The 12,345-nt window shown below is 73.5% G+C and carries 12 protein-coding genes; 7 read left to right on the top strand and 5 right to left on the bottom strand.

Annotation, left to right across the window (positions count from 1 at the left end; all coding sequences use genetic code 11):
• The 5 genes from ACGG9C_RS07930 to hemG form a co-directional block, all read right to left on the bottom strand.
• Positions 1–795: a uroporphyrinogen-III synthase gene (locus ACGG9C_RS07930; protein WP_071045211.1), complete on the bottom strand. Its 795-nt coding sequence runs from the start codon at positions 793–795 to the stop codon at positions 1–3.
• 178 nt (positions 796–973) lie between these two features.
• Positions 974–1,246, bottom strand: coding sequence for a hypothetical protein (locus tag ACGG9C_RS07925; protein ID WP_071045210.1), 273 nt, complete (start codon positions 1,244–1,246; stop codon positions 974–976).
• A complete protein-coding gene (locus tag ACGG9C_RS07920; RefSeq protein ID WP_071045209.1) occupies positions 1,236–1,637 on the bottom strand; it encodes a phage holin family protein in 402 nt (133 codons plus the stop codon). The genes ACGG9C_RS07925 and ACGG9C_RS07920 overlap by 11 nt, the downstream gene beginning before the upstream one ends.
• Before the next feature lies 1 nt (position 1,638).
• Positions 1,639–2,022: a hypothetical protein gene (locus tag ACGG9C_RS07915; protein WP_071045208.1), complete on the bottom strand. Its 384-nt coding sequence runs from the start codon at positions 2,020–2,022 to the stop codon at positions 1,639–1,641.
• A gap of 102 nt (positions 2,023–2,124) precedes the next feature.
• On the bottom strand, positions 2,125–3,597 hold the full coding sequence (gene hemG, locus ACGG9C_RS07910; RefSeq protein WP_286718054.1) for a protoporphyrinogen oxidase: 1,473 nt from the start codon (positions 3,595–3,597) through the stop codon (positions 2,125–2,127).
• A 110-nt stretch (positions 3,598–3,707) separates the two neighbouring features.
• Between hemG and ACGG9C_RS07905 the strand changes: the two genes are divergently transcribed.
• From ACGG9C_RS07905 to ACGG9C_RS07875, 7 genes are read left to right on the top strand one after another with little or no spacing between them, the layout of a single operon-like run.
• Complete coding sequence (locus ACGG9C_RS07905) at positions 3,708–4,478, top strand: FHA domain-containing protein (protein WP_194383933.1); 771 nt, start codon at positions 3,708–3,710, stop codon at positions 4,476–4,478.
• Positions 4,475–5,578, top strand: coding sequence for a DUF6177 family protein (locus tag ACGG9C_RS07900; RefSeq protein WP_194383934.1), 1,104 nt, complete (start codon positions 4,475–4,477; stop codon positions 5,576–5,578). Before ACGG9C_RS07905 ends, ACGG9C_RS07900 begins: the two co-directional genes overlap by 4 nt.
• Positions 5,562–5,828 carry a hypothetical protein gene (locus ACGG9C_RS07895; RefSeq protein WP_194383935.1) on the top strand — a complete coding sequence of 89 codons (267 nt, stop codon included), beginning with the start codon at positions 5,562–5,564 and terminating at the stop codon, positions 5,826–5,828. Before ACGG9C_RS07900 ends, ACGG9C_RS07895 begins: the two co-directional genes overlap by 17 nt.
• Positions 5,825–7,180, top strand: a complete 1,356-nt coding sequence (locus tag ACGG9C_RS07890) for an EsaB/YukD family protein (protein WP_194383936.1) — start codon at positions 5,825–5,827, stop codon at positions 7,178–7,180. Before ACGG9C_RS07895 ends, ACGG9C_RS07890 begins: the two co-directional genes overlap by 4 nt.
• A complete protein-coding gene (locus ACGG9C_RS07885; RefSeq protein WP_194383937.1) occupies positions 7,177–7,953 on the top strand; it encodes a hypothetical protein in 777 nt (258 codons plus the stop codon). The genes ACGG9C_RS07890 and ACGG9C_RS07885 overlap by 4 nt, the downstream gene beginning before the upstream one ends.
• Complete coding sequence (gene eccCa, locus ACGG9C_RS07880) at positions 7,950–11,972, top strand: type VII secretion protein EccCa (protein WP_194383938.1); 4,023 nt, start codon at positions 7,950–7,952, stop codon at positions 11,970–11,972. The genes ACGG9C_RS07885 and eccCa overlap by 4 nt, the downstream gene beginning before the upstream one ends.
• Positions 11,962–12,342 carry a hypothetical protein gene (locus ACGG9C_RS07875; protein WP_194383939.1) on the top strand — a complete coding sequence of 127 codons (381 nt, stop codon included), beginning with the start codon at positions 11,962–11,964 and terminating at the stop codon, positions 12,340–12,342. The genes eccCa and ACGG9C_RS07875 overlap by 11 nt, the downstream gene beginning before the upstream one ends.
• The last annotated feature ends 3 nt before the right edge of the window (positions 12,343–12,345 follow it).

Below are 12,345 nucleotides of genomic sequence, written 5' to 3'. Positions count from 1 at the left end.
TCAGGGGGCGTATTCGTCAGCCGGTTGCGGAAGGGGGAACCGGGACACGGCAGCGAGAAGGGAATCGACCGACTGCATCTCGGCGATCACGTCGACGAGGAGACCGGCGCGCTTGGCGTCTTTCGCGGTCCGTGGCCCGATGGCCGCGATAATCGTCGTCTCCGGGATCACCGCGAACTGCTCGCGAACCTGGTCGGCAACCGACCCGCTGGTGACAAGGATCGCGTTGATGCGGCCCGTGCGCACGTCTCCGATGACCTTGTCGGAGGCGGGCACGCCCACGGTCCGGTAGGCGACGACGCTGCGCACGTGGTGACCGGCCTCCACGAGCATGCGGGTGAGCACCGGCTTGGCGATCTCGCTGCGGAGGGTGAGCACCTGCCGCGGCTCAGGTTCGGCGGCGATCATCTGCTCGGCCATGCCCGCAGCGGAGTTGTCGCGCTCCGGCACGAGGTCGACCTTGTAGCCGACCGCGGTGAGCGCGGCCGCCGTCGTCTCGCCGACCGCGGCGACCTTCGTCGAGGCCGGGATCTTGGCGTGGTAGGCGTAGAGCACGTCGACCGTGGTGGCACTCGTGACCGTCAGCCAGTCGAAGGCGCCGTCGGCGAGGTCGGCGAGCGACTGCTCGAGCGTCGCCTGATCGGTCGAGGGCGCGAAGTTGATGAGCGGCGCGATGACCGGGGTTCCGCCGCTGCGGCGGATCGTCGCGGCGACGCCGTCGCCCCACGGTCCCCCGCGGGGCACGAGCAGCCGCCATCCGGTGAGGGGCTTGGGCTGCGGTGAAGTGTGATTCATTCGGGAGGCTCTCGTCGATGCACGAGTCGGCCGCCCGGGCGTTCGAGCAACCGACGGGCGGAACGAATCCGGGTCTCGGGCTCGCACCGTCGGCAGCAATCGCACCATTGCACTGCCAGTCCTGAGCATACCCCGCTGGATGAAAGCCGGGAACGGTGCTCGGGACCGCCGAGATGAATCAGCGGGTGTAGAGGCGAACGAGGCCCCACACGCCGACGCCGATCGCGGCGGCTCCGGCGACGACGATCGCGACCGCGGCCGCGGGATTGCGCTGGCTGAACGCCCGGGCATCGGTGATCGTGCGATCCGTGGCAACGGCCACCCGACGCGGTACGTTCGCCTTCTCTTCGATCGCGAGCAGAGCGGCTTTCAACTCGGCGCGGGCACTCTCGACCGGATCGGTGATGCCGAGGGGCACGGCCGTGCGGGGCAGCGGAGCGTTAGAGCTCATCGCGGACTTCCTTCACATCCTGGGCGATGGACTGGACGGGGTTCTGGCGCTTCACGAGCCGGCGGAACCGCATCACGCCCAACAGGGCGAGCACGACCGCGATCAGCACCATCGCGAAGAACACCACGAGTGCGGACAGCCACACCGGCCACCACGACGACAGGCCGGCGATGGCCCAGGCACCCAGGGCCGGAACCGACCAGAACAGCACGAAGAGCGCGGCGACCATCCACAGCGCCCCCCAGCCGCCGTCCTTCGCCGTGCGGGCGAGCCACGCCTTGGCGGCGTCGACCTCGGCGATGACGAGCGCCCGGACGAGTTCCGGGATCTCGCCGAGGAGGGTCAGCAGACTGTCGTCCGCGCGGTCGCGGAAACCACGGGGCGTCGACATCTCAGGCCCCGCCGCGAGGTTCGACCGTGACCTCGCCGTCGTCGACGGCGTCCTTCACGGCCTCCGCCGACTCCTTCGCGGCCTTCTGGAGGTCTCCCTCGGCCTTCTCGCCGGTCTTCAGCGCTGCGTCGAGACGCTGCCCGGGGGTGCCCTTGGTGGTGGCGGCCTTGGTGACCTTCACCGCGGTATCCCACACGGTGCTGGGCAGTGCCGCGGCGCTCGACTTGGCGAAGTCCTTCACCTTGTCGACCTGGCTCTGCACCGGCGCGGCGCTCCACAGCTTGTCGGCCTGGGTCTTGATCTGCTCGTACCGCTCACGGCCGGCGCGTGTGCCGAGGACGTAGCCCGCGGCCAGTCCGATGACGAGTCCTACCTTGCCCCTCATGGGGTCTCCTCACGATCGGTGGAGATGCTGGTCGACTCCAGGGTAGCGATGTATGCCCGCGTCGGCATCCTGGGTTGACATCGGCGGGTGAGCCGGATTCCGTTACGCCGTGGCGTCACCCTCGACGGTTTCGGTGGCGTTCCCGAAGAGGGCTGCGCGGCGGATGCGATCGGTCTCGCGCCGAGCATCGGGCACCACCTGCGCGAGCCCGGCTCCGGCGAGCCACGCCCCGACGACAGCGAGACCGGGCGTCGCGGTGACGGTGCGTCGCATCTCGGCGACCTCGGCGGCACGACCGAGCGCGGCGCCGGGCTGGGACTGGGTGTAGCGCTCGCGGACGGCCCCGAGGAGAGCACGGGGCTCCAGCTCGACGCCGAGCATCGCCGAGGCCTCGGCCAGCGCGAGAGCGGCGGCGGCCGTGTCGTCGAGCCCCTCCGTCGCCGGAGGCTCGCCCTGCGCGCCGAAGGAGACGCGCACGACGTGTCGCCCGTCGGCGGCGTCGGCCACCCACGACCACTTGGCCGTGGAGTGCGTGAGCGCCTTGGCGCGGAACGCGCCCGGCACGGTCAGCACACCGGTGCCGCGCGGTGCAGCATGAAGCGCCGGCGCGTCGAGGACCATCGTGACCACCTCGACGACCGGCGCGGGGCCGAGTTCGCGCGCGAGTCCGGGCACGGTAGCGGCAAGCAGCCGCCGAGCGGTGTCCTCGGGCGCGGCCATGATCAGCAGGTCGGCCTCGACGTCTGCCTCCTCGCGCGCCACAGCGACGCGCCACGTTCCGCCTTCGCGTGCGACCGCGGTGACCTGCGCGCTCGTAGTGACGGTCGCATCCAGCTCTTGAAGTCGCGCGACGAGCGCGTCGACGAGCGTCGACATGCCGCCCGCGAGGCCTTCGACCGCACTTCCGGGCCGGCTCCCCGACCCGCTCCGCATCTGGGCCACGGCCCCCGTGAGAGACCCGGTGCGGGTGAGGGCGTTGTTGAGGCCCGGTGCCGCCACGTCGGCGTCGATGTCGTCGGGGCGCGCGGAGTACACGCCCGTGGTGACGGGCGAGACGAGCCGATCGAGCACCTTGGCCCCCAGGCGCGTGCGCACGAGGCGCCCGAGGCTGTGCTCGTGGCCGATCGTCAGGGGCGGGCGCAGCCGGTCGAGGTAGGCGCGCCAGGCGCCGGTCCAGCCGATGATGCGGCGCACGTCGGGCGCCCACGGGTTGGCCGGGATGCCGAGCACACCGCCTTTCGGCAGGGGAGCAGCACCGACGCCGGGGATCCCGACGAGCCACGCGCCGGCGGCGTCGGGTGTCGTGATCCGGTCTGCGAGGCCGAGCTCATCGATGAGGGCGTGCACCGCCCCGCCGCGAGTGGCGTAACTCTCGGCACCGGTGTCGAGCCGGATGCCGGCGACCTCGGCGGTGCGGATCGCTCCCCCCGGCCGGTCGGCCGCGTCGAGGACCGTCACCCGCATCCCGACCTTCGCGCACTCGAGGGCGGCCACGAGGCCCGCGATACCGCCGCCGACCACCACGACGCGCGTGTCATGGGCGTGGGAAACCAGCTCGTCGAACTCCTGGGTCACTCCCCCATCCTCCCCCGCCCGGATCCGGTTCGCATGTCGACCTGTGGACAAGCCCCGCTTCGGATGCGCCACGCTCCTAGGATGGGAGGGTTTCACGCCGGAGGGGGCGGATGGATCTGCAGGAACTGCCCGCACGGGATCGCGCGACGGACCTCTTCGTCGGCACGGTCCCGGCGCGGTCATCGCAGCGGGCGCTGAGCACGACCGTCGACGCGAGCACCGTCGTCGCCCCGGCGATCGTCGGCGTGGTGCTCGCCGTGATCGGCGCGCCCGGCGCTGCGGCCGCAGCCGTGCTCCTGGCCGCAGCGGCGCTGGTCGTGTGGGTGGCGCTCCTCGCGCGGCGGGGATCGAGCCTCGGCCACGCGGTGGCATCCACCCGCTCGGTGGATGTGCGGACGGCCGCCCCGGCCGGGCGCGACCTGATCGGCGCCGCGGTCGGGCGTCGCCTGCGCACGACGGATCTCTCCCGCGGCCGCGACCCGCTGTCGCCGCTGTTCGCCCCGTATGCCTTTCCCGAGGTGAACGACCGCGCACGCCGCCCCAGCCGCTTCGTGCGACCGGCCACCGTGCGCCTGGACTCTGGCCAGACGCTGTCCCTCGCGGACTCGCTGATCATCGGACGCGATCCGGAGGCGCCCGCCGACGCGCCCGCGGCCACCTACGAATGGCCCGACCTCTCTCGCACGCTGTCGAAGTCGCACGTGCGGCTGGAGTGGGACGGCGAGCAGGTGTGGGCGGTCGACCTCGGCTCGCTCAACGGAACCGCGGTTCGGCGGGGCGAGCTCAGCGTGCCGCTCGTGCCGTTCCACCGCACGCCGCTACCACCCGATGCACGCCTGGAGCTCGGCGACCGCGACCTGACCGTCGGTCTGCCGACGTGACGGGCGATGCGACGGGCGAGCGGGCGGCGCATCCCCTCGTCGACGCCGTCTCGCCGGGGTGCATCACGTGGGAGCACCGCGGCGATGTGCTCGCGCTCGGGACCGGCCTCAGCGACGTGCTCCACCGGGCGACGCTCGAAGGGGTGCGCACGCTCGTCGTGACGCCGGCCCACACCCGCCTGACCCCGGCGGCGGCATCGGCGCTCGAGGCGACGGGCGGAGCCTGGGTGGTGCGCACCGAGGAAGCCTTCTTCGACGCCCGCACGGGTCGTCCGCTCGCGACCCCCCGCGACGTCTTCACGGGCTCCGCCCCCGGTCCGGCTCACGAGCGCTTCCTCGCGAGTGCGGTGCGATCGCACCTGCAGCTCGTGTTCACCGGCGCGACGCGGCACCGGGTGAGTCGTCCCGTGCGTCTCGGCGGCGCCGTGGAGGGCATCGCCGGCGCGCTCGGAATCGACCTCGCGACGTGGGGCGCGACCGAACCGCTCGCAGCCCGATGGAGCCGCGACGACATGACCGAGCGCACACGGCGTCGCATGCCCGACGAGTCGCTGTGGGCGCTGGCGGGCCGGCGCGCCGACGAGACGGCACTGCTGGCGACGCTCCGCATCGCGCGCACCCGAGAGGGTCTCGAGGAGACCACGCGGGCGTGGGTGGATGCAGGCTCCGCCGGCGCGCGCAGCGCCGGTTCGCTCGCCGACGACGCGACCGCCGCGCTGCGGGCGACCGCCGGTCACGGCATGCCCCTGATCGCCCTGGCGATGGCGGCGATCGGGGCACCCGACCTCGCGCGCCGCGCCAGCGCCCCCGCGACGCCGCAGCCGCTCGCTCTGCTGCTGGGGCCGCCCGCCGTCGCCGCTCTCCGACTGCCCGACGCAGTCGTGCGCGATGCCGGCGGCGAACGCGTCGGGAGCCCGCGCCTGCCCGGGCTGCTGTTTCGCCTCGGCGACACGCGAGGCGGCGGCTGGGACACCCTGGCCCGCGTGCTCGGCGGCGCGGAGCCCGACGCGCTGACCCGGCTGCTTCAGCTCGATCCCGCGATCGCGCAGGCGCTGCGCGAAGCCGACCCCGAAGGAGGAGACGATGCCCGATCAGCGTGACGTCGTGCTCATCGAGCAGGCGAAGATCCAGCGGATGCGGCTGGGGTCGGCCCTGCTCCACGGCGCGCTCGACGAACGGCGCACCGTCAACGACAACGTGCGCCGCTTCATCGCGTCGATCGTCGTCACGGCGATCGCGTGCGCCGCGTGCGTGGGGGTGTCCTACGTGTCGCAGCTGCTCAGCGCCGATGCCGCGTCGATCGTCGATTCCGACATCACCTCGACCACCGCAGAAGGAGAGATCCGATGACCGGGTTCACGCGCATCACGGTCGCCGGGCGCACCCGCCGTGCGGATCTCGTCGTGCCGCGGGCGGAGCCGCTCGGGGTCGTGCTGCCGACCATCCTCGATCTGCTCGGTGAGCCGACCGGCACCGTTACCCACCCGGCCGTGCTCGTGCGCCCCGACGGCGAGCAGCTCGACCTCGCGCGCACGAGCGAGGAGCTCGACCTGCTCGACGGCACGTCGCTGACCCTCGTGCGGCTCGACGCCGCGCCGCCTCCTCCGGCCGTCATCGATCTCACCGACGCCGCCACCGACGCGCACGCGCGGCGCTCGGACCGGTGGGACGAGCGCTCGCGCCTCGCACTCGCCGGCGTCGCCGCCGCGATCGCGACCGCGACCGCCGGTCTCGTCGCGCCGTTCGCCTCACCGACGGTCGCGCTGGTCGTGCTCGCCGGCGGCACGGTCGTGGTCACCGCCGCCGCCCTGGTGCTCGGACTGCTGCGGATGCGGTCCGCCGCCGTGCTCGTCGCGGCGGCGGCTGCCGGATGCGCCCTCCCCGCGGGCGTCGTCGCCGGCGTCGTCGCGGCGCAGGTCTCGGGTGACGTCGATCCGGTCGCATCCGCGGTCGCGGGAGCGGGGGTGGGCCTCGCCCTGCTCGGCACCGTGCTCGCCGTGGCGATCGGCGGCGGTCTGCGGCGGGTGGGCGCGGGCGCCGCCGGCGTGATGGCGATCCTTCTCTCGCTTCTGGTGCTCGCCCTGCTCGTGGCGGGTGTCGGCACCTCCGCAGCGGTCGGGGTGGTCGGGGTCGTCGCGGTCTTCGCCACCGGCGTGCTCCCGTGGGTCGCCCTGGGCAGCGCGGGCCTCACGGGCCTCGATCAGCGCGTCGCCGAGGGCGAGCGCCTCGACCGCGCGACGGCGCGAGACCGCATCGACGACGCATACAGCGTGCTCACGTGGAGCACGGCCATAACGAGCGCGTTCGCGACGATCGCGACCGTGGCCCTCGTCCTGGGCGCGCCGGTGTGGAGTCCGCTGCTCGCCCTCGCGATCGCGCTCGCCGGTGCGCTCCGCTCGCGGGCGTTCCCGCTGCGGATCTCATCAGCGGTGCTCTGGTCGCCGCTCGTGCTGGGCGGCGCGACGGCGGTGCTCGCCCTGCTCGGCGGTCCCGTCGGCGCGTGGGGAGTGGCCGTGTGCCTGCTCGCCGCCGCCGGGATCGCCGTCCTCGCCCTGGTCTCCCCGCGGGAGAACACCCGCGCTCGGCTCCGCGGACTCGGCAACGCCCTCGAGATGCTCGCCGTGGTCGCCCTCCTCCCGCTGCTGTTCGGGGTGTTCGGCGTCTACGCGGAGCTGCTCGGCATGTTCGGGGGCGGATCGTGACGCGCCTGTCGCCGCTGCCGGCCGCGCTGTTCGGCGGTGCCGCACGATGGCGCCCCCTGCTGCCGCAGTGGCAGCGCGAGATCTCCACGCCGCTGTCGACGGCCCGACGGATCGGCGTCATCTCGCTCGGAGCGGGGGCCGGCGCGACCACCCTCACCCGTCACCTGGTGCGGATCGTCGCCGCGGCGCGCGGCGATCGCGTGCTCGCCGTCGACGCCGCAGAGGACGGCGCACTGGCCGCGCACTGGCGGCTCCACCCCGACCGCGCACGCACGGCACCGCCCCGCACGAGCGCCGAGGCGACCGCGCACCTCGCCCGCGTGCTCGAGGGTGCGCGCGGCCTCGCCCCCGCGGCCGCTGCCACCGACCCGGTCGGTGCGTGGCTCGACGAAGCCGCTCCGATCTCGCGCTTCTTCGACGTCGTCGTCACGGACTTCGGCCGGCGGCATCCCGCCACCGACCTGGCACCCTGCGCGGCGCTCGGCGACACCGTCCTGCTGGTCGCCGACGCCGACCGCGCGTCGGCGGAGGCCGCCGTGTCGCTCGCCCCGGGGCTGTCGGCCCTGCCGGAGAGCCCGCGGGTCGTCGTCGCGCTCGTCGACCGCGGCGGCACCGGCACAGCGGGACGCATCGTGGCCGCCCGGAAGGAGACGTCGGTGAGCGTCATCCCGCACGACGGCGATCTCACCCGCGACGCCGCACCGCGGCGTTTCGCCACCCGCGTCGCCCTGCTCGGTCTCGGCGCCGACCTGATGGCCGGAGACCGCTCGTGACGACCCGCATCGTGCACCGTCCGGCCCGCATCACCGAGCCGGTCGAGGCCCCCGATGAGCTGGTGCTGGCCCCACCGCCGCCGATGTCCGAAGCGGCGGGCGGGTTCCCGATCCAGTCGCTTCTTCCCATCGTGGGCAGCCTGTCGTCGATCACCATGATCGTGCTGCTGCGCAACAACCCGATCATGGTGGTCGTGGGCGCGGTCATCCTCGTGGTCGCCCTCGTCGGCGGCGTCACGATGGCCTTCACCGCGCGGGGCAACGCCGCTCGGCAGCGGCGGGTGCAGCGAGAGCGGTACCTGGACTACCTCGAGACCACGCGTGCCCGGCTGGCCGAGCGTGCCGCCGAGCACCGCACGGCGATGTGGCGGCAGCATCCGGATCCTCAGGCGCTCATCGAGCTGACCGGGAACGCCGCGCGGCGGTGGGAACGTCGCCCGGGAGACGCCGACTTCCTGCGCGTGCGGGTGGGGCTGGCCGACGTGCGGGCGCTTCCGGTGCGGCTGCCCGACGAGCAGAACCCGGTGCAGCCGTTCGACCCGATCATGAAGGGCGCGGCCGACAGGCTCGTGCGCCTGTCGGGGATCGTTCCGTCCCTGCCGTCGGTGATCGATCTGGAGCGCGGCGGCCAGGTCTCGCTCGTCGGGGATCGCGACCTGACCGTCTCGGCCGCGCGCGCCCTCGTCGCGCAGATCGCCGCGCTGCACTCCCCCGACGACGTGCAGCTGGCCCTCGTCGTGCCGGCCGAGCGTCGCGGCCAGTGGCGCGGACTCGATCTGCTGCCGCACGTGCAGGCGGCTGCCGCCGATTCCGCGACCGGCAGCGTGCGTCGCATCGCGCCGAGCCTGCCCGACCTGTTCCAGATCATCGGCGGCGAACTGCGCGACCGCCTCGCGACCGCATCCGCCGCCCGACGTGCCGGGCGCCGCCGCAAGCCGGCGCGACTCATCGTGTTCGTGGATGCCGACACCGACGCCGCGCCGACCCTTCCCCGGCTCGACGCGACCCTGGACTACACCGACATCGGCGTGACCGTCGTGCATCTCGTCGACGATCGCCTGAAGGAGCCGGCCACCGTCTCGATCCGGCTCACCGCACACGCCGACGACGCCACGATCGAGTCGCCCGGCGCAGGCACCGAAACGATCGGCGGCGTGACGGTGGATGCGGTCGGCACGGCCCTGCTGGAGGCGGTGGCCCGCCCGCTCGCCCCGCTGCGGCTGACCCGTACGAGCGCGGTCGACGCGCAGTCGGGCGACGTGCCCGACGTCACCGAGCTGCTCGGCGTCGGCGACGTCGAGCAGCTCGAGCCGACCACCGCCTGGACGCCGAGGTCGGCGGCTGACTTCCTGCGCGTGCCGATCGGGGTCGACGACCGCGGCGTGCCGGTGATGCTCGACCTCAAGGAGTCCGCGCAGCTGGGCATGGGCCCACACGGCATCTGCATCGGCGCGACCGGGTCGGGCAAGAGCGAACTGCTGCGCACCCTCGTCCTCGGACTCGCTCTCAGCCACTCCCCCGACGACCTGTCGATGATCCTCGTGGACTACAAGGGCGGTGCCGCGTTCGCCCCGTTCGCCCGGCTCCCGCACGTGGCCGGCATCATCGACAACCTCGCCGACGACCCGCAGCTGACCGAACGCGCTCGCGCGAGCATCAACGGCGAAGTCGTGCGTCGCCAGCGCCTGCTCAAAGAGGCCGACAACGCCGCATCCATCGGGCACTACCGGCAGCTGCGTGAGGCTCGCCCCGACCTGCCGCCGTTGCCGCACCTGTTCCTGGTCATCGACGAGTTCGGCGAGCTCCTGACCGCCGAGCCCGACTTCGTCGAGCTCCTGCTGACGATCGGACGCATCGGCCGCTCGATCGGCGTGCACCTGCTGCTGTCGAGTCAGCGCATCGAGGGGGGCCGGCTGCGGGGCCTCGACACCTACCTGTCGTACCGAATCGGCCTGCGTACGTTCTCGGAGTCGGAGAGCGCGGTCGTGCTCGACACCCCCGACGCGTTCCATCTGCCGGCCATCCCCGGTTACGGCTACCTCAAGGTCGATACCTCGGTCTACACGCGGTTCCGCGCCGGCTTCGTCTCGGGTCCCGTTCCGGAGCTGGTCGCCTCCGACGGTCCGGAGGTGGTGGATGCTCCGCGTGCCCGCGAGCTCCCCGCATACGACGTCGTCTCGTCCGGCGCCGAAGAGTCCGAGATCGAACTGCCGACCGAGCCGGATCGCCCCGCCACGGGCCGCACCCTCGTGCAGGTCGCCGCATCGCGGCTCGCGCAGGGCGTCGAGCGCACGCGTCCGGTGTGGCTGTCGCCGCTCCCGCCCCGGGTCACGCTCGGCAGCGTGCTCTCCCGCGCCGACGAGCATCGCACCCTGCGGGCGCCGATCGGCGTGATCGACGAGCCCGCGCGACAGCGCCAGGAGCCCTGGCACCTCGATCTCTCGCGCAGCGGCGGGCACGTCGCGGTCACCGGCGCTCCGCAGTCGGGTCGATCGACGTTCCTGCGCACGCTGGCGGCATCCCTCGCGCTCACCCACACGCCCCGCGAGGTGAGCATCTACGGCATGGACCTCACCGGCGGGGGGCTGTCACGGCTGGAGCACTTCCCGCACGTCGGCGGCATCGCCACGCGCGGCCACCGCGAACGCCTCCAGCGGCTCGTCGAGGAGCTCACAGCGATGGTCGCAGTGCGCGAACACGTCTTCCGCGATCACGGCCTCGATTCGCTGGCGGAGATGCGCGCCGCCCATGCCGCCGGGCGCCTGCCGCAGCTCCCCTCGGCCGATGTCGTGCTGCTGATCGACGGGTTCGGCGCGCTGAGAGGCGACTTCGAAGACCTCGACGGCGCCGTCTCGCAGCTGCTGGAGCGCGGCGGAAGCTTCGGCATCCACGTGGTCGTCGCCCTGACCCGATTCAACGAGCTGCGGATGAACGCGCAGAGCCTCGTGGGCACGCGTCTCGAGCTGCGGCTGAACGACCCGGCCGACTCGCAGATCGCGCGCAAGCTCTCCGCGACCCTCCGCGCCGACGAACCCGGTCGCATCCTCACCGACGACAAGCTGCTCGCCCAGGTGGCGCTGCCACTGCTCGACGACGTCGACGCCGCCGACGTCGGCGAGGCGCTGGAGGCGCTCGCTCGTCGCAGCGCGGCCGAGTGGGGCGGGCCCGGGGCCGCGCCCATCCGCCTGCTGCCCGACGATCTCGCCCCCGCCGAGCTGCCCGACGCCTTCGCCGAACCCGACGCGATCCCGGTCGGGCTGCGGCAGGACACGATGGAGCCGGAGCTGCTGGAGCTGGGCGCGACCGATCCGCATCTGCTCGTGCTCGGCGACAGTCGCTGCGGCAAGACGACGGTGCTGCGCGGGATCGTGCACGGGGCGATCGACCGTCACTCGCCGGAGGAGATCGTCGTCGCCCTCATGGACACCCGCGGGGAACTCGTCGACGATGTGCCCGACGCCTACCTCGGCGGGCATGCCAAGACGGGGCGCATGGCCCGGCAGCTGGCGGAGTCGATCGCGCAGGAGCTGGAGAAGCGTCAGGTCGAGGGGCCGGGCACCGGACCGCGCATCCTCGTGGTCGCCGACGACTTCGACGTGCTGGCCGCCGGCGGCGTCGAGCCGCTGCGGCCGTTGCTGCCGTATCTGGCGTCGGCGCGCGACCTGCGCCTGAACGTCGTCGTCAGCCGCCCGGTCGCGGGCGCGTCGCGGGCGATGTTCGACCTCGCCCTGCAGGGCATCCGCGACACCGGCGGCACGACACTCGTCATGTCGGGCGATCGGGCCGAGGGGCAGCTGCTGCCCAAGCTCTACGCCGAGCCGATGATCGCCGGCCGTGGGCGCATCGCGCGCCGCGGCCGCCACGCCGCCCTCGTGCAGGTGGCGCACTTCGCGCCGACACCGGCGGATGCCGCTCCCGCGCCGACGCCGACCCAGAAGCCGTCTCCCACCGAGACACCGCCACCCACCGATGCGCCGCCGCTGCGCCGCCGCCGACGGGAGCAGCCGGATGCCTCGTAGCTCGACACTCGTCTCTCCGGAGCCGGTCGGGGCGGACGCCGTCGCTCGCGCCGTCGCCATCGTGCGCGACCGCCTCGGCGCCACCGGGGAATCGCCGGACTTCGTGCTGCAGCCGCTCGATGCCGGTGCGGCGCTGACGGTCTCCGCCGACGGCGACCTCGTCCTCACCGTGCTGCGCCCCCGACCGCTCGCCGGCCTCGCCGAGGCGCGACGCCTGCGGCCAGGGTGGAAGCTCGACGCGCTGCCGACGCCGGCGTTCTGGACCGACGCCTACACCCCGTGGACGCCGGGCGGCCTCATCGGCATCGCCGTGCTCGACACCCTCGCCGAATCGCTCGGCGCGCGCATCGACCACGATCCCCTGCTCTGAGGC

This window comes from Microbacterium sp. MTN4-26, from assembly GCF_042846595.1.
Lineage (GTDB): Bacteria > Actinomycetota > Actinomycetes > Actinomycetales > Microbacteriaceae > Microbacterium > Microbacterium luteum.
This window is presented reverse-complemented; position numbering and strand designations above follow the sequence as displayed.